Source organism: Aequitasia blattaphilus (genome assembly GCF_024721305.1).
Lineage (GTDB): Bacteria > Bacillota > Clostridia > Lachnospirales > Lachnospiraceae > Aequitasia > Aequitasia blattaphila.
On the sequence record NZ_JAMXOD010000001.1, the window covers coordinates 211004 to 229512 of the forward strand.

The window sequence follows — 18509 nt, forward strand, 5'->3', positions numbered from 1 at the left end:
GTTGTGAATGAGCTTTATTCAAAACTTAATCAATGGCCATATGCTATACCAATTAGGATGTGATGTTTGGAATGCCTTTGTGGATATCTCGTTAGCCTTTCTGGTGAAAACACCAGAGGAAATCGATGCCAATTTATGGGCGGTTGTAATGGATAACATCTATCCTCTTTTTCTTGCAGTGGGTTCAGCACTAGTAGTAACCTTCTTCTTTCTGGGACTATACCGGGATGTTAGTGATTACCGGCAAATCATCCAGCTAGAAAGTCTTATTTTCATTTTGATTCGCTTAGGCATATGCCAAGCGGTCATCGTAGGGTTAAAGCCGTTTATTATGGCAATGTTTCAGTCGGGCCAGGCGTTATCGAGGATGATTATTAGTCGCATGGGATTCGCCACTGGTAGCGCATATGGTCACTTAGCACCATCCTCAGAGTATTTAAAAAGTGGCAGTCTTATGTTTGCCGGTACTATTATTGGAATTCTATTTTTTATCGCAGCACTGACCTGTGGAGGTTCTATCTGCTTATCGGTATTTCAGAGAATCATAAAGATTATCTTTGCTGCACCAACAGGTGCACTGGCCATTGCGACCATTGCGGGTGGTCGGGAGCTATCAAGAACTGCTAGCAGCTGGTTTCAAGAGTTTCTAGCAGTTATCTTAGAGGCTTCATTTATGATCCTAGCGATCGGGATTTGTGTACCGATTATGGCAATCCCGCTATTTCCAGGTTCAGGGGTGGTGGATACGCTGATGTCTATTATCGAACCAGCATTTAAGATGGTGCTTATGAGTAGTGCAGTCAGAGGGTCAGGTGCTATATTTAGAAAATTCTTAGGGATGCATTAGGAGGAAAGTTAGGATGAAAATTGAAATAAATCGAGACTTTGAGCAATACAAAGATGATTTCTTTCGTGGGTTAAATAAGCGAGAAACCATTAGCTTAGGGCTGCTACTGTTTTTAAACTTAGGCGGTGTCCTCAGCTGTCTATTTCTATTTGATATTCACGTTCTCTTAGGGATTTATATCATCTTGCCTCTAGATATCTTAGTGGGTCTGATTGGCTTCTTCCCGGCTAGTCGTATGGGAGTAGGGTTTATTGAGCTAGCGAAACGAAGTTGGCGCCTAAAGTTTACGCCAACGATTCACTATGCTTCAAAGGAGTTTACGAGAGAAAAGGATATTCGCTATGAAGGGCTTATCAAGCGGAAGAGAACGAAAAGATGGTCAAGAAAAGGAAGGAATCAAGGTGATAAACGAGATGGGAAAACGAACGTTTAAAAGTTATAAAAAGTGTAGTGTGCCAGTGTATCAGATTCGGAAGAATGCTTACCCTACAGACACAGGCTCCTACATACCGATAGAAAAGATATCTGAAAATGGTGTGTTTCAGATAGAACCAGATAATAAAGAGGGGATGGTTTTTGATAAGATGTATCGCTTTACAGACATCAACTTTGACTTAGAAGATGATGAAGGGAAGCGGAAAGTACTGCAGGTCTGGATGGAGATCCTTCGAGGGATGAAGGTGGCTTTTAAAGTGATGGTATCAGGGATTGAACGCCCACAGGAAACAGTAGAGCAGGAAAGCCGGCGAGAACCGCTTCACGAGGGTCCGATTTACGTACTAACAAATGAGGCCTTAAACGAAGTGATTGGGAAAAAGAGGAAGCTAGGAAATAACCGCATCGATTACCAGTACTACCTAATTCTTTCTTGTGTAAAACAAAACATGGAAGAGGCAGTTCTCTTCTTCAATAACCTAGAGACCAGTATTGTTCCCTATTTCTATCAACTAGAAAGTGAGCTGATACCAGTTGATGGGATTAACCGCTTGCAAATCTTAAAGAGTATTTATCGGCCATTGGAAGAGGAGCGTTTTTCGCTTACATGGGAAAAATTACGAGAGGAACGAGATTACTTTAGACATATACTAGCGCCACTCACAATGGAGATTGAGAAAAAGCAGTTACGTCTAGATGCGCGTTATGGTTGTGTACTACTTGCGAGAGAATACCCAGAATCTCTTCCCGATGGTTTCCTTACGAAGTTTGTAAAAGGGCTTAACTTTCCAGTTATCGCTACAATGGATTTTTCACCTCTTAGTAAATCCGATACAAAGGAAATGCTAAGTCGAAAGCTTATGAACATTGAAGGCAGCATCGATCGCCAACAACAGCAGAATAATCAGCGAGGAGCATTTCTAACAGATCCTAGTTGGGATAAGCGCCAGCAAAAACAAGAGATATCGGAAGAACTGGAGAACGCCCATCTAAATGATGAGGTGTATTTTTATACCTCTCTGCTCATATATGTAGAAGGAAAGTGCCAGGAAGAGTTAGATAGCCGAGTAGAGCGAGTTAAGCAACAAGCAGCGATGGAAGATGTGGAACTAGAGTTTTTAAGAGGACAGCAAGTAGAAGCCTTTCAGACGATGCTTCCAACGGCGACAAGGCTAGTACCGGTGCTTCGCCCCATGAAGGTAAGTAGTATTACCGCCTTTTGTCCATATCACGTGGCGGAGTTAAATGATAGAAGTAGTAGTTCAGCCTTTTATGGCATAAACCAAGGGTCCAAAACGCTAATCTTCGCCAATAAGAAGAATCTTAAGAATGGGAACGGCTTTATCTATGCGCCGCCGGGGAGTGGAAAGTCTTTTTTTGTAAAATTGGAAATCGTCCAGGTACTAAATTATACCTATGATGATGTACTAATACTCGATCCGGCCAATGAGTATTTTGATATCTGCGAGTTTTACGGAGGCCAAGTAATTAACTTTAGCAATCGCACAGAAACCCATATCAATCCCTTGTGGATACCTGAAGACGTATACCTTGATGAGTCCCTACGAGAAGGTTTCATTTCAGATAAGGGAGTGTTCATGCAGCGCTTATTCCCTTATATCAAAAAGAAAACCTTAGAGGGAAACGAAGCCACCTATATCGACCGCTCGGTACGTCGCTTGTATGAGGAAGTCTTTCGTATCTTTGATGAACAGGGAATTATGGAAGAGCCAACGTTCCTAGAATACCAACGCTTTTTAGCGGAAGAGCCAAGAGAAAAGGCTGGGGATATCTTGGACGCCTTTGAGCTATATGTAAGTGGTTCATCCAATGTCTTTGCCCATAAAAGCAACGTAGATATCAATAGTCGAATGGTAGTCTTTGGTATTCGGGACTTAGGAGAAACGCTAAAGAAACCTTCCATGATGATTATTACCGAGTTGATGACTACAAGGCTTACTTACAATAAACGCAACCATAAGGCGACGAGGGTCTACGGGGATGAGCTACACGTAGTCTTTGATGACCCAGAGTTCGCGCTTGCCTGGGAGAAGTTATGGAAGGTAGCGAGAAAAGATGGCGGTATTACTACTGGTATTACCCAGAACATCAGCGACTCTATTATGAGTAAGCAGGCCAAAACCATGGTTGCCAATTCGGATGTAATCGGAATCCTCTCCTTATCGAAAACAGACCGGCAGGACTTACCGGAGATTATTGACTTAACAGATACCGAAATGCAGTATGTGGATGCTAAGCATAAAGGGATGGGTCTTATGAAATTTGGGAATACGAAAGTCATTTTTGATGCTCGAATCGACCAAGATAATATCCTTTACTGGCTCTTTACTACAGATCCGAAGGAAAGTAGGCAAAAGCAAAAGCGCATGAAGGAACTAAAAGAGTTGATTGCTAAGAAAAAGGAAGAGGCTTGCATGCGTGATGCTAAGGAGAGGGATCAAATAGATAGAAACGGAGAAGCCAGTATCGCAAAACTACGAGAGGTGCTGTGATGAAGTTGTTTGAAGAAGAGAAATTCAATAGCAAATCCGCTCAAAAGTTACTATTTATCAGAAAGGGCTATCAACCTCAGAAGTATCTAAATAAGAAGGAGAGACGTCAGTGGAATAGACTTAACACCAGAAAAAAACAGCAGTATCTAGAAAAGGCTACGGAGAACTATTTAAGAAAGAATCAAAAGCCATCAAGTAAGGGTTTTCCAACTGGTGAAGAGGTTACGAATCAGACAGCTACGGTCAATAAAATAGCGGACTACCCAAGACCTGATGACATAAGTCACGTAGAAGCGACGATTGCTAAGTCGGCTACTAAGTTAGTTGCTATGGATAACATTAAGAAAGAGCGCCAAGTAGAACTCGGACGCGAAGAAGTCATTGAGAAAATGATGGCAGATGACTTTAAAAAGGCAGCAAGTGCTACTGGCGGAGTGGGAGAAGGTATTGCCATGGTGGCAGGACCGAAAGCAAAGTTCGCCATGGCGGCAGTGGTTCCAGTATTCTTGGCGGTATTAGTAGTGGTTATGCTATCAGCGAGTCTCTTGCTGCTGGTAATTGCAAGTGCAAGGCAAAGCGATGGGGGAAAAAGATTTGTAGAGGTAGCTTTAGCCGAAGAAAAAGAAGGGGATCAGAAAGGCGGCGATAAGTACTGGTCTTGGTTTGGGTTTAAGAAGCGAGAAGAATGGTGCGCTTGTTTTGTCAGCTGGTGTGCTGACCAGTGCGACTACATAGAAAAGGAGATATTCCCAAAGAGCGCTTCTGTTGCTCAGTATAGAAGCTGGTATGATAAGCGAAATCTCTACATGAAAAAAGATGGATACACACCAAAGGCAGGAGATTTAATCATCTTTGAAAACGGCATGAGTCATATCGGTATCGTTCAGTACGTAAAAGGCAATCAAGTAATAACCATTGAGGGGAATACGGGTGACATTGTGGCAACGCGAACATATCCCTTATCTTACGGTGGTATTTCTGGTTATTGTGTTCCTAACTATCCGGAAGAGTTTAGCGACTTTGAAGGAGAAACGAACGAGGAAATCACTTGGAACTTTTTAATAAGCAAAGGGTTTAGTCCAGAGAGTGCTGCTGGGATTATGGGAAATCTAAAGCAAGAGTCTGGTCTAGACCCGAAGTGTTATCAACAGGGCGGGGGACCTGGAAGAGGAATTGCGCAGTGGACAGTAGGGTCCAATCGTTTCAAGAACTTAGAAAGCCGAGCTACAAGTATGGGGACCACCTGGGATACCATCGAACCTCAGCTAGAACATTTATACTTTGAATTAAATGGCGGTGATGCGACAACAACTTTTATTCTAAACCGAGACTATGGCGGTTTAGCTGGTTTTAAATCAATGACTGATGTAAACAAAGCAACACTAGCTTTTGAGAAAGCCTTTGAAAGAGCCGGCATACCGGCAATGGAGAAACGATATAAATATGCGATGGAGTTTTATCAGAAATATAAAGGGGGTGGACCTATGGGAAAGCTATTATTTCCCTACGTTGTCTACGAGGTTCAAACATATGATATGGATATAGGAGTTGCAGAGAATCCAAGGTATCGGTTAATCGCTGGATTTTTAGAGAAGCGAAATGCCGACCGCTTTATGCGACAAGTAGTGAATAAGGATAAGATTCAGGTGAAACTTATGGATTATAGTGGAAAGAAAGCAGGTGAGGAAGAATGTTAGAAAAGAGCTTGCGATATCTCATGAGGAAAGGAGAATGATGCCGATGAAGGAATGGGAGATTCGTAGAAAGAAGAAATGCTTTATTCTAAAGATCTTAGTAGGGCTTATTGTAGTCATGGTAGCATTTGCTCTTATTATTGGAGCTATGATAAATCGTATCAACAGTAATCGAACAAAGAATTTAGAAAAGCAACGGGAGCGGCAATCGAAGATTGAGGCGTTACAAGAAACACCCGTAATAGTGTCAGATCCAGAAGTAGAGGAAATCCATTATTCAGGCTTAGTGCTTTTATCATTTTTAAAAGATGAACCAAGCCTGAATGAGTTTAAAAGTGAGTTAGAGCAGTATATTCGAGGCGCAGACTATTACGGTGAGTATACAGAAGTGATGATTGAGGGTAAAGATGCTTACGACGAGGTTATTAAAGTACGCCGGTTCTATCTAACCCTTGATAATGAAGAGCAGTCAAGAATAGAAGGACTGTATGATGTGCAAGCGAAAGAGTACGTCTTTGGTTACTATGCAGGAGAGCGCTAGGCCATTTATTTGGCTAGCATGGGGGTATTAGGGGGCATCCCCCTAGCAAGATGCCTTTGTATTACATAATGCGTATCTTGTTTAAATCATAAAAACGTTCTCTCATATTGAGCGGGCATCCTCTTGGGCAAAGCGCGTAAATTATCTGCAAGTATAAAAGGAGGCGATGTATGGAGGCAAAAGTTAACCGAAAAAATAAAAGCATTACAATTAGGTTAGATGAGAGATCCTATAATCAGCTGCTTGAGAAAGCGCTTAGCTATGGTGGTCTTAGCGCATATATTCGTTTGTTGATTAGGAGGACAAATGAAGAAGTGATGAATGATTATCAGATACAATTTCGAGATTTGCGATATCAATTTTGCAAATTGAGAGTTATTTGTGAAGAGTATATGAGAACGCTGGACGTTGACAATCAGAAACATTTTAAGGTAGTATTGGTTAAGATTGAAACGTTAGAAAAAGAGTTAAAAAATATATCTAGGGGTTGCAGAGAGAAAGTTAATTTGTAAAGATGGATTAACTTAGAAATCAATGTGGCCTCTATTTGATTTAAAGGTGGGAGAAAATGCTTAGCAAGATTACTTTACAAACAGATAGATTCAATGATACTGAGATTTCTAATTTAAAAGCAAAAAATTTTTTTTATGGCAAGAACGGAACAGGAAAAAGCAGTATTACAGAAGCGATTAGCACTCAGTGTGAAGATAATTATGATCTTCACATATTTCAGGGATTTAATCGAATTATTGAAGAAAACAACGGGTTGAATACAATAGCGCTTGGTATACAAAATGTTAAGCTTCAACCACTTATTAGTGAAAAGAAGAAGGATATAGAGAAGTTGGATGATGATCTTAAAGAGCGTAATGATAGTATAGAAAATACATTTACTATATATTCGAAAGAGCAGTTAAATTATAATCATTTGATTGGTGTAATTGATCGCTTTTTTTCGGCATCAGCGAGTGAGATTAAACGGGAGTATGTTGAACTTACTGGACCTAACTACAATAAAAATAACTTTAAAGAGGATGTGAAGAGTGCTGAAGAATTATCAAAGGAAGAATTATTTAAATACAAAACTCAATTTGAGCAGACATCCATAGAGGCTTCAGAAAAAATGAAGTTTGAGGCTCTAGAGGTTGACAGTCTTGTAGATGAGGTAAATGAGATTTTGACTACTGAGGTGGTAAAATCGGCTATTCTAAAGTTTGAAAGTACTGAGAAAATGAATTGGGTTCGTGAAGGTTTGAATTTTTACGGTAATGAAAATGAAGAAATATGTTTATTTTGTGGTAATAAGATTGAAGCGACGCGCCTAGATGATTTGAATAGTTTTTTTAGTGAAGAAGTGAAAACGATAGAAAGCAAAATTCGTAATCTGTTAGAAAATATTTCCATTATGAAGAACGCGTTAAGTCAACAGAAGCGGGTTGAAAAGTCGAGTTTTTACCCCGATTTTCATGGTGAGATTCCCACAATAAATGATCAAATTGATAGTGTGACGAAAGAGCATACACGTTTCTTGGAAGAGATAGAAAGTGCGCTTAAAGAACGTCAGAAAGATATTTTCATTTCTCAAAAAGCTCTTGTGTTATCGAAACCTTCAACTTACTCAGAAGTTGAGAAAATCTATTTAAGTCTGTATAAGAAAAACTTAAAATATGGAGAAACCTTAGACTCAAAAATAAAAGAGGCGAAGGACATGCTCCGTCAACATGAAGTGTCAAAAAGGCTTAAAGAATTTGATTATCAACAGAAGGTGAATGAGCTAAAGAAAACTGAGTCACTTCTTAATGAGGCAAAAAGTAAGTATGAGATGCAGAGTGGGAAGAGAGAAGAGGCAAAAAAGGAACTCCTAGCACTTTTGTCACAAACTATCGACGAAACAGTGGCAGAAAAAAGAATTAATGAAGCTATAAAATCACTAGGAAATCAGTCGTTTACCTTGGAAGGAATAGAGTCTGAGCAACGAGGGCAGTATCAAGTAAAAAGTTATGATGGTACTGTTCGAAATATCGGAACATTAAGTACTGGAGAAAAAAATATAGTCGCTTTTCTTTGGTTTCTGAATAATCTAGAAAAGGCGAGGCAAACAGATTCAAAACCAAAGATAATCGTGTTTGATGATCCAATGAATAGTAATGATGATACAGTACAGTATTTAATCATTACAGAAATACAAAAATTAATAAAGGATATAAGAGATGATCAGATATTTATATTGACCCATTGTACTCATTTTTATCTTAATGCAAGATATAACTGGTGGCGAAATTCTAAAAAGGATACATATAATAAAACCACGTTTCATTTGAAAAGAGTTGGAAACAAATCATCTATAGAGTTAATCACGTCTGAGAGGGATGATATTAAGACCAATTATGATGCTCTTTGGAGGGAGGTTAAATTTTTATATGAAGAGCATAAACCCGATTTTATGATAAATCCTATAAGGCGAATATTTGAAACTTATCAAAAATTCAATGGAATAGATGATTTATATAAAAATGACGCAGAGTCTCAGAAGTTATTCAATGTTAACTCTCACTCTATTGTTGATTTGGAGGCAGATCTAAATGGTAAAGACGAAGATGCGATAATAAGCAAAGTACGGCAAATATTTGAAGCAAATAATGCAGGGGAGCACTTTAGAACTTACTGGGGAGAAGTCTAATATGGGCAATTTAAAACAAGAGATAGAGAATTTAATCGCACTAGAACAAGAGGGTGATTATTGGGACTTTAAAAGAGAATGGTATGATAAACAACATCTACCCAATTTATTACATGATATCATTAGCATGGCCAACAACTTAGCTAATAGAGATTGCTATATTATAATCGGCGTAGATGAAGAAAATGATTTTGATTTTAAGGATGTATTAGGAGACCCAAATAGAAAAAATACCCAAAAATTAGTTGATTTCCTAAAGAACAAAAAGTTTGCCGGTGATATGAGACCGATTGTCCATGTAGAAACGATAGAATACGCAAGGTCATGTATTGACATAATTGTTATAAAGAATAGTAATAAAACGCCGTTTTATTTGAAAGAAGCATACAAGGGAGTATTTGCAAATCAAATCTACACAAGGATTCAAGACACAAATACACCACTTAATTCTTCAGCAGATATTGATAAAATAGAGTGGCTTTGGAAAAAAAGATTTGGCTTAATTCAAACTCCAATTGAGCGAATTGAGTCATTTTTAGAGGAACCAAATGCTTGGGTAAATGGTCCGAACGGAGAAATGCAAAAGTATTATAAGCGTTTTCCGGAATATACATTAGTGTATGATGACGCTGCCGATGGGCGCGATGGATATACCTATTATCTTTTTTCTCAATATAAAAGCAGACCATATTGGAAAGACATTAAAGTTTATTATCATCAAACTCTTTTAATTGAAGTTGATGGTGTAGCGCTAAATGGTGGTGTATACATGACCCCTTGCCCAGATATAGATGGGATTTGTTTTAATGAATATTATAGTTGGGATATTCCATACAGGTATATGGTTAAAGGGTCGTTCAAATATAAATTAAGTGAATTTCTTTATCATAATGAGTGGTCTTATGAAGCAAAAATAGCGCGCGATAATTTCTTTTCAGTTATTCTAATATTTGAAACTGAATTGGAAAAGGACTCATTTATAGATTATGTCATTTGTAATTGGGAAGAAAGAGATAAATACAAGGATTCGATACATATTGCATCTATACCAGAGATGAAAGGTTATAATGTAAATGTTTTTAAAAAAGAGTATGAAAATGCACTAATACTAAAGTTAATGTTACATGATTTTAGAAGAGAAAGGGGACTCTCCTAATGGCAATCATCAAACTAGACCACCTTAAAGAAGGTAGCGGTCGAAACCCATCCGCCGGTCTCTATGGTGCCATTCTCTATATTCTAGATATGCAACAGGGGCATAATGGGGAAAAGACCAAAGGCGGATTACTCATTGGCGGCAATGCTGGAATCACTGCAGATGAGATTTATGAATTAATGATAGAAACGAAAGAGTTTTTTGGAAAGAACTGGGGCAGAGTGGCTTATCACTTTGTCCTTTCTTTTCCCCCAGGGGAAGTAACGGCAGAAGTAGCCCATGAGCTAACGGGCCAGTTTGTAGACCGCTACCTAGGGGACCGCTACGATATCGTATTTGCCACTCATGACGATCAGGAACACAAGCATAGTCACATCCTATTTAACAGCCTTTCCAGGAATGGTTATAAATACCATTACAAAGCCGGTGACTGGGAAAAGGACATGCTGCCGATTCTTAATGGCATCTGTATCGCGAACGGTTTAAGTTATATTACTCTTCAGGATAAAGAGGGGCGATTAAATAGGCGCACTACAGGAAAAGAGAAGTGGCAAAAGAAGCAAGGTCACAAGAGCTGGGACAACCTTATCCGCCAAAACCTTCAAGAGGCGATGCAGGCAGCAGGGGACTATAATGAATTTTTAAAGATATTAAGGGATAATGGTTATCAGATTCGAGAAGGAAATAGTAGCCAGTATGGTCCCTACTTTTCTATCCAGTGTGAAGGGATGGGAAAAGCTAGGCGAAACTACCGATTAGGCGCAGGCTACAGTGTGGAGGATATAAAGAAGCAAATTGATAACAAGGAATTATTAAAGGACATTGAGGAGATGCTCTCGGACGTTAGTACGTACCGGGAGCTTTTGCATTCCCGGTATTATGGAAAACGCCTGCTTAGACTACCTGCCTATTATTACCGAAAGTGTATCTTCCTCTGTAGCTGGAATAATCGTTTGTTTGCTACCTATCCAAAGATAAAGCCTTGGAAGTACCGGAAGGACGTAAAGGAGCTAGATAAGCACATGGACAGTCTGCAATTAACCGATAAATATAAAATCCAAACACGAGAGCAGCTTATACAGCTAAAAGAAAGCTTTGAATTAAAAAAGAAAATGCTGAATGCAGACTACCGGCAGCTTAAGAAGGAAGGAGGTGAGGAGCAAAAGAAAGAGTGCTTGCAAAAGCTAAAGGAAGTGAGGAAGGAGCTTCGGACCATCCGGTTTATTAGTGACACTTATTCGGTAAGCGAGGAAAGTCTGTTTAAGGAGTGGAAGGTGGAAAAGGAACGTGTTAGGTGAAAGGAGAAGTTATGGCGACAACGAAAGAATTAGAAGATTTAATCAGAAGGATTCAAGACAGAATTGTATCTATGGAGAAGTTTATTGAGGAACGAGGGCTCACGTCAGAGTACATAAAATACGTAGAAGAGCTCTCAGCAAAGAAAGAAGCAATTAAGGATCAGGTAAAAGAAGTAGAAAGGGCAACGAAAAGAGAAAAGGATATTGAGCTACCGAACCGCAACCTCCGTCAGGGAATAAGCCTATGGTTGAAGTAAAAACGGAAGCCGGTCGGTTTCTTAAAACCAAAGGCAACCTGTTTAAAGGAAAGTCAGAGGAAGAGCGAGAAGCCATTAAGCGAGAAATCCGTACCGGTTTTGAGCATGGGCTAAGCGAAGAGCAGATACTGCTTTATGCAACCAGTGATTATAGTTCCTTGCAGATGCAGGCGATTCGTGTAGCCATCGAAGAAGGGATTCCTAAGTCCTATATCTTAGAAAAGATTGCCTTAAAAAGCAAAAGCCCGGAAGCCATGCTCGAATCTAAGATTCAGTATTTTAACAGTAAGGCAGGTGTTAAAAATCCAGAGGTTGTTAATGGTGCTTATATCCAGAAGATTCATGCCCAATTATCTCTTTTGGAAACCAGAATCGATACTCAGCAGAGCTTCTTTGACCAGATCACCCAGCGGTTGGAGTTAGAGAATACTCAGTTAAAAGAAGAGCTGCAAGTAACCGCTGCTGAGAATAAAGTCTTGAAAGAGCAGCTATTACTTAGCGACCGGCAAAAGGGAGAGGAGAGCCTAAGAGTTCAGGACTACGAAAGAAAATGTAATCATTTAAAAGAACAGCTAAGTGCTTTAGAGTCTAGAAACCAAGTCCTTGAAAGGGCGAGAACAGAAAGGGAAGAAACGCCCAGAAGAAAACGACAGAGCCTTTTCTTTTGTAGGAAGCGGGAGTCTCTACCTGATTGGTTTTTAGAGGTCCTTGTGACCCCAGGGTTTTCCCTTGAACAGATGAGCCTCTTAACAGAAGCCTATCATGCAGGAATTAAAAGAAACATCTTACTAAAGCTAGCCAGTCCAGAGATAGAGGCGAGCCACATGAAACAAGTTATAGGCATGTTTGTGAAAGGAGGTGAGAAAGAAGGGAGTGAGATAAATGCCACCAAGTAAACGGCAAAAGGTCAGTTGGGGGATTAGCTGGATCATCATCCTTATATTCTTTTTGTATGTAGCGTATTGCTTATCCGGACTATTTATGGTACCAGGAGTGAATCTTGAAACCTACGATAAGATAGCGCTACAACTCTTAACCCATCCGTTAGAAAAGTCCTGCTGGAATGACAAAAGTATGCATTGTCTGGGTGTTGCTCTCTTTGTCTGGTTCTTAGCAGCTCTTTGGCATTACTCTACACTTCATGACTTACGCATCGGAGAAGAGCATGGTACTAGTAAGTGGGGCAGCATAAAGAAAATAAATCGTCGTTTGGCAAGTCTGGTGACTTGTCATTTTTTGTGTTTTTCTTACAAACGCCCCGGGTCAGAAAACCGTGTTCTGTCAGAAAGCTTGCGGGTTTCTTACGATACGAAACACACCAAGCTTAATAATAACCTACTGGTCATTGGGGGCTCTGGCTCAGGGAAAACAGCCTATGTAGTCATTCCGAATCTTCTAGCCAACTACGGCAGTAACGTATATACGGATCCGAAAGGAACGTTAGCTGAGGAGTGTGGCAATTATCTTATGTCTATGGGAAGGCGCGTGCTATCGCTAAATCTTGTAGACATGAACCAGTCTTGCCGGTATAACCCTTTCCGGTATCTAAGGAAAGCCAGTGACGTGAATAAGCTTGTCACCAACTTAATGGCAAACACCACCCAAGAGAATGCCAATCACTCAGACCCCTTTTGGGAAAAAGCGGAAAAGATGTATTTATCCAGTATCTTCTTTTACGTCTGGACAGAGTGCCCCCGAAAGGAACATCGCCGGCTAGAAAATGGGGTAATTGAAAACGTGTATTTAGACCGTACCTTTCGCAGTGTGCTTCATCTACTAAACGAAGCAAAGGTAAATCATGACCCTGAGGTTAAATCGCCTCTCGATGTCAGAATGAATAAGCTGGCAAGAGAAAAAGGAGAAAACCATCCGGCCGTTCGTAGCTATAGGCGCTGCGTAAGAGGAGCAGGCGACACCGTTCGTAGTATTATCGTATCCGCTAATGCAAGGTTTGATCCCTTTGATAATGAGGAGCTACTGCGGATTCTTGATGGGGATGATATTGATTTACCATCCCTAGCAGCGGGATTTCATGGAAATACAGATATCAAAACCAGTCTCTTTTGTTGTATCCCCGATGACGACGATACCTATAACTTTATTCCAGGGTTACTCTATACCCAGCTCTTTCAGGAGCTCTACCGACAAGCCAGGCTAAACGGTGGTAAGTGCCCCATACCGGTGGGCCTGTGGTTAGACGAATTCGCCAATATCAAGATGCCCGCCGCCTTTGAAAAGATCCTAGCCACTTGTCGTAGTCGGGATATCTATTGTGCCATTCTTCTACAATCCTTAGCCCAGCTGAAGGTTGCTTACCGAGAAGATAAGTGGGAAGGGGTCTATGGGAACTGCGATACCGTAGTGTTCTTAGGTGGTAATGAACCCTCGTCTCATAAGCACATGAGCGAGCAGGCAGGAGAAAAGACCATTGAAAAACGAAGCCAGGGAGAAAGCAAAGGTAGTCATGGATCGAGTAATGCCAACTACGATGTAATGGGGCGACGGCTAATCTTGCCAGAAGAAGTTTCTATGCTTAAGGATGAATGCCTAGTCCGGATAAAAGGAGAGTATTCTGTAAAGGATAAGAAGTGGGACTACTACGGTAAGCATAAGAAGATCCGGAGCCAGATTGTAGCCTTTGGCACCTTTTCTCAAGAGATTCAGATTGAAAGAGAAGAGGACCGACTGGTAACCAAGGAACTGACAGAAGGGTTTACCCCTCTAGGAGAAAAAAGTAGAACCTATTATGAGCGTTGTCAAAAGAGCGGCGAGTCAGTGGAGTTATACGAAATAAGTAGGGAGTCTTTTCTGACCTATGATTTTTCAAAAAGCAAAAGTAAGACGGAAGCCCAGATGCTACTTTTCTTAAAAGGGGCTTACGACGAGAAATATGAGAAAAAGGAGAAATGGCTAGCTAAGGAAGAGCCTACCAAAGAACAGGTGATAAAGACTCCAGAGGATTTATTGGATTACGTGATTAGTGGCGCCTTTTCTAAAGAACAAATGGAGGTTCTAGGAAGAGTTTCTTTAAAAAAGATTCCCTTCCAGAAACTAAAGCAGATTGCAAAGCCAGAGCTACCAGCAGAAAATATGGCTTTTGCTTTAAACCTATTAACCGAAATGGAGGATACATATGATTTTAATTGAAATCAAGAAGGAAAACACCAGTGAAAAGAGAAAGTCAAATCTAGAGGCTTATTATCAAAACCTAAGAAAAAAGAACCGCAAAGGGGGAAAGAAGCATGTTTAATCAGTTTGCAAAAGAGGTAGAAGAAAGGTTACAGGCGCATTTTGAAACCAATGGGCTAGATGTTCAGGTTCAACTAAATAGCGTTCTAAAAGTAAATGATGTTAATCGCCAAGGTATCATTATTAAACCAGAAGATAGTAAGGTGGCGCCGATTATCTACTTAGAAGAATTTTATGAAGACGTTCAAGACGGTAGCAAAGATATGGACAGGGTTATTGATGAACTTGTGGGCATCTATGAAGAGAACCGTGCTATGCGCGGACAGATCCACCTCGAGAATATCTTCTCCTTTAATCAGATCAAGAATGAACTTACTCTTTGCGTAGTCAACACGGCCAAGAATCAGGAGATGTTAAATGAAATCCCTTATGTGGAAATGGATGATTTATCAGCCTTTTGTAGAATCCCTATGATAAATAGTGAAGAGCAGCGGGGATTTATGAAGGTTACCTATGAACTACTAGATGCTTGGAACGTGGACTTTAACGAAGTCTATGACATGGCTATTTCCAATACCCATAACTTTAATGACTTTCGACTATATAGCATGGAAGACATTATTGGTGAAATGATGGGAAACGGAGCACCCCAAAACCTGCTTAATAAAGAGATGCACGAGAATGAGGGCATGTTTGTCTTAACCAATGAACCGAAAGTAAATGGCGCCACAGCGCTATTACGTCCAGACATTATGGAACAGGTTTCGGCAGTACTAGGCGGGGATTATTACATTTTACCTTCGTCCTTGCATGAAACGATTTGTATCCGTAAAGAAGGAGCACCACCAGCGGCCGAGCTAGGTGAAATGGTGCGGGAAATTAATGCGACTCAAGTAGACGTGGAGGATCGCTTAAGCGATCATATCTATGCCTACGATAGTAGGGAAAAGAAGCTTCATTCAGTAAGAGAATCCTTCTTACCACTAAAAGAACACAGCTTATAAAGAGAGGCCCGGGAGCTTGGATGCTTCCGGGCTTATTTAGTGATGAAAAAGAAAGGAGCAAAGAGCAATGAGTGATGTAAGCGATACCATGCAGATTGTAAGTCTTGCAGGGCATGGAGCCTTCATTTTAGGAAAAGTAAGTGTAGAAGTCATTCAGTTTTTCATGCGGCTGGCACTGACCAAGCGCCAACAAAACATGCGCTTAAAGTATGGGGAAATGACTTTAGATAAGCTAATGGAAAAGCAAGCCCTAATGGGAGACCAAGCGGTAGTGTTTCAGGTAAAGGTAACAAATGAAAAAGAACTAAGTAGCGTAAAAGAAGAACTGACCAAGAGAGGAATTACCTTTTCCCAGCTATTTGACTTTAATTTAGAGGATAATTTCACTCAGTTTTACAGCAGTGCCTCCGATAGCCCGAAGCTAAACGCCTACTTTAAAGCCCATGAAGAGTTAATGGCCGGGGCCATCAAGATGGAAGACTACTTTAAGTCGGCACCGGAGAAGGATAAGCAGGCAATTAAGGAAGAGGTAGCAAAACATTTAAATACTAAAAAAAAGTCCAATGTGCCGACAGCCCTTAAGTACCTTGTTAAGCAGGAAGAGTATGTGAAAAACCAGGAGCTAGAAGAACGTTTTGCCCATCTCTTGTTTAAGCATCCGAAAGAAGAAGGACATCTGATTGCGATTCCCAGTGATGAGGTTATAAATCAGGGAGAGGACTTTTTGCTTTTACTAGAGCCTACCGACGAATATCCGATTTTATCTAAAGAGGGACAGATACTTGAACGTAGACTAGGGAAGGATATTTATCTGGCATTTGAGCGAGAAGAATTCTTGCAGCTAGAAAAGCTATCACCAGAAGAACGAAGAGACCTTGCGGAAGCCAAACGACTAAAAGTGGCAGAGCTTTATCAAGCAGAGCGGAAGAAAGAAGGCGCCTTTGAAGTTTCTTTTCCTGTCCGTGACCGAGTAAGCGAGACCGCTTATAGCCTCGAGTTTCTAGTACCAGGAAGAGGGGAGCGCACAACCATGGAGCTACCAAAGGACCGGCTAAAGAAAAGTAAAGACGGGAAATTCTATCAGGCGGTTTTAAATCGCGAGGAATTATTAGACGTACGTGTCTTAGGGTACCCAGTTGAAGCATACGGAAAAGATATGGAAGAACATTTTGAACTATTAGGAACGGAAACAGGAATAGGAGAGAAAATAACTGTCAAAGAAAGGAGAAGTCATGAAAGAACTAGAAGTAGTAAATGAAAAGGAACTGAGAGAACGCATTGAAAAACTGGTAGATAATCAGGTATTAATCGTGGAACTAGAAAGGAGTGATGATGACGATGAACAATGAATTAGATTTAGTAGCGGTCCGCCTAATAAAAGAAAAGACCTATTATAGCGATGCGCCTGTTAACAGCCCACAAGCGGTGGTAGATTTTTTGAAACAGGAGTTATCTACTTATGACCGGGAAGTGATGTGTGTAGTGAATCTTTCAACTAAGTGTGACGTTATCAATTTGAACTTTGTAAGCATGGGCACAATAAATTCCGCTGTGATTGAGATGCGAGAGCTCTTTAAAGCCAGCATCTTAAGCAACGCAGCTAGTATTGTCTGTTGCCATAACCACCCCTCAGGAGATCCTACCCCCAGTAAAGAGGATATAAAACTCACAGAACGGATAGGCCTATCAGGAAAGCTACTTGGCATAGAACTATTGGACCACATTATTATTGGTAGGGGAAATATGCCTTACTACAGTATGTTAGAGGAAGACGTATTGCCCGTAGGGAATATGGAGGTGTTTAAAAGAGAGGTCTCCAAAATAAAGGGGAGTAATCGTGAGCAAATGTTATAAAGAAACGATTTATATAATATGTAAGTCAGAGAAGAGAGTTATTTGTAAATATCATGATTTTATATTAGCCATGGTCAGATATAGTCTTACTGGCCATGGCTTTAAAAAGTTTCACACTCTCAAAAAATAGCCAAGCACAGAAGTTTTCTGATCTTGGCTATTTCTAGTTTATTTGAAAATAAAAAGCTATCATATAACGAATTTCCATATAGTATGGAATATGGCAAACAAGACTTTAACTATCTTACCTAGCAAATAGTGTTTCTAAAATGTCTAGAGGAAATTTAAAATCAGATTCAGATACATTACTAGAATCTAATCTACGTTTAATGGAATTCATATAGTGATCAGCAATAACTTCACAAATAGCAGTTGTATCGTTGCTGCGATATACATCATATAATTTGCTATGAACTTTATATTGCCATCCTGCAAGAGTTTTACTATCTTGTGTCTCTACTGAACAACTTAGAATAGTTGCATAATCTAAATCGTTCCACGCCTTAATTAAGCGAGGCATACCGGTCTCTTTAATCATTGCTCCATGAAACAAATTGTCATAAGTGATAATATCGTTAAAACTGTCCTCATTCATAGTTTCCATTAAACGTAATATGCGTTTCATTTCTTTAAGAGCACTGTCAGGAATAATTCCATTAAATGATTTAACGGCAATTAATTCGTATGTCCCACGTAGAAGATATGCTTCAAACACATCTTCTAAGGTGATTTCTTTGACTGAACAACCCATATTACGGGTGTATTCAACTAGCCCTTCTTGTTCAAGTTGTCGAAAGGCTTCACGAATCGGCCCCCTACTAACGCCAAATTCTTCGGAAATTTCTTGCTCAATAATTCGCATACCAGGCTCTAGTTCGTGACTAATTATTTTTTCGCGGATCGCATCAACAACGCTTTCACGGAGAGTGCGATATTTTATTTCCCCCATATCATCGTCCCTTTACTGTGTATTTGGAAATATCAACAAATTTATTTTAGCACAGTAAAATTGAATGGTAAACACTCCTAGTAAAAACAATA

At 40.1% G+C, this 18509-nt stretch carries 16 protein-coding genes; 15 read left to right on the forward strand and 1 reads right to left on the reverse strand.

The annotated features are described in order from the left end of the window. The first annotated feature begins 7 nt into the window (after positions 1-7). The 15 genes from NHH15_RS01040 (at position 8) to NHH15_RS01110 (ending at position 17468) form a co-directional block, all read left to right on the forward strand. Entirely contained in the window at positions 8-847 is an 840-nt protein-coding gene (locus NHH15_RS01040) for a hypothetical protein (RefSeq protein WP_262064780.1), read from the forward strand. Positions 848-860: 13 nt separating this feature from the next. Next, positions 861-1280, forward strand: coding sequence for a PrgI family mobile element protein (locus tag NHH15_RS01045; RefSeq protein WP_262064781.1), 420 nt, complete (start codon positions 861-863; stop codon positions 1278-1280). Then, positions 1189-3795, forward strand: a complete 2607-nt coding sequence (locus NHH15_RS01050) for a VirB4-like conjugal transfer ATPase, CD1110 family (RefSeq protein WP_262064782.1) — start codon at positions 1189-1191, stop codon at positions 3793-3795. The genes NHH15_RS01045 and NHH15_RS01050 overlap by 92 nt, the downstream gene beginning before the upstream one ends. Continuing rightward, positions 3795-5492: a phage tail tip lysozyme gene (locus NHH15_RS01055; protein ID WP_262064783.1), complete on the forward strand. Its 1698-nt coding sequence runs from the start codon at positions 3795-3797 to the stop codon at positions 5490-5492. Before NHH15_RS01050 ends, NHH15_RS01055 begins: the two co-directional genes overlap by 1 nt. Positions 5493-5526: 34 nt before the next feature. Beyond that, complete coding sequence (locus NHH15_RS01060; protein WP_262064784.1) at positions 5527-6030, forward strand: hypothetical protein; 504 nt, start codon at positions 5527-5529, stop codon at positions 6028-6030. Positions 6031-6200: 170 nt separating this feature from the next. Beyond that, the gene (locus NHH15_RS01065) at positions 6201-6542 is read left to right on the forward strand and encodes a hypothetical protein (RefSeq protein WP_262064785.1); all 342 of its coding nucleotides are present in this window, start codon (positions 6201-6203) and stop codon (positions 6540-6542) included. Between the two features lie 56 nt (positions 6543-6598). Further along, positions 6599-8710, forward strand: a complete 2112-nt coding sequence (locus NHH15_RS01070) for an AAA family ATPase (RefSeq protein WP_262064786.1) — start codon at positions 6599-6601, stop codon at positions 8708-8710. A gap of 1 nt (position 8711) precedes the next feature. Next, positions 8712-9866: an ATP-binding protein gene (locus NHH15_RS01075; protein WP_262064787.1), complete on the forward strand. Its 1155-nt coding sequence runs from the start codon at positions 8712-8714 to the stop codon at positions 9864-9866. Then, positions 9866-11164, forward strand: coding sequence for a relaxase/mobilization nuclease domain-containing protein (locus tag NHH15_RS01080; protein WP_262064788.1), 1299 nt, complete (start codon positions 9866-9868; stop codon positions 11162-11164). The genes NHH15_RS01075 and NHH15_RS01080 overlap by 1 nt, the downstream gene beginning before the upstream one ends. Before the next feature lie 11 nt (positions 11165-11175). After that, a complete protein-coding gene (locus NHH15_RS01085) occupies positions 11176-11421 on the forward strand; it encodes a hypothetical protein (RefSeq protein WP_262064789.1) in 246 nt (81 codons plus the stop codon). Further along, the gene (locus tag NHH15_RS01090; RefSeq protein ID WP_262064790.1) at positions 11409-12317 is read left to right on the forward strand and encodes a hypothetical protein; all 909 of its coding nucleotides are present in this window, start codon (positions 11409-11411) and stop codon (positions 12315-12317) included. Before NHH15_RS01085 ends, NHH15_RS01090 begins: the two co-directional genes overlap by 13 nt. Beyond that, positions 12304-14568 carry a VirD4-like conjugal transfer protein, CD1115 family gene (locus NHH15_RS01095; protein ID WP_262064791.1) on the forward strand — a complete coding sequence of 755 codons (2265 nt, stop codon included), beginning with the start codon at positions 12304-12306 and terminating at the stop codon, positions 14566-14568. The genes NHH15_RS01090 and NHH15_RS01095 overlap by 14 nt, the downstream gene beginning before the upstream one ends. 95 nt (positions 14569-14663) lie before the next feature. Then, positions 14664-15614: a DUF5688 family protein gene (locus tag NHH15_RS01100; protein ID WP_262064792.1), complete on the forward strand. Its 951-nt coding sequence runs from the start codon at positions 14664-14666 to the stop codon at positions 15612-15614. Between the two features lie 67 nt (positions 15615-15681). Beyond that, entirely contained in the window at positions 15682-16872 is a 1191-nt protein-coding gene (locus NHH15_RS01105) for a hypothetical protein (RefSeq protein WP_262064793.1), read from the forward strand. An 80-nt stretch (positions 16873-16952) separates the two neighbouring features. Further along, positions 16953-17468, forward strand: coding sequence for a JAB domain-containing protein (locus NHH15_RS01110; protein ID WP_262064794.1), 516 nt, complete (start codon positions 16953-16955; stop codon positions 17466-17468). 244 nt (positions 17469-17712) lie between these two features. On the opposite strand, the gene NHH15_RS01115 is transcribed toward NHH15_RS01110, so the two are convergent. After that, positions 17713-18417 (reverse strand): GntR family transcriptional regulator, encoded by a 705-nt coding sequence (locus NHH15_RS01115; RefSeq protein ID WP_262064795.1) that lies wholly within the window; start codon positions 18415-18417, stop codon positions 17713-17715. Between the last annotated feature and the right edge of the window lie 92 nt (positions 18418-18509).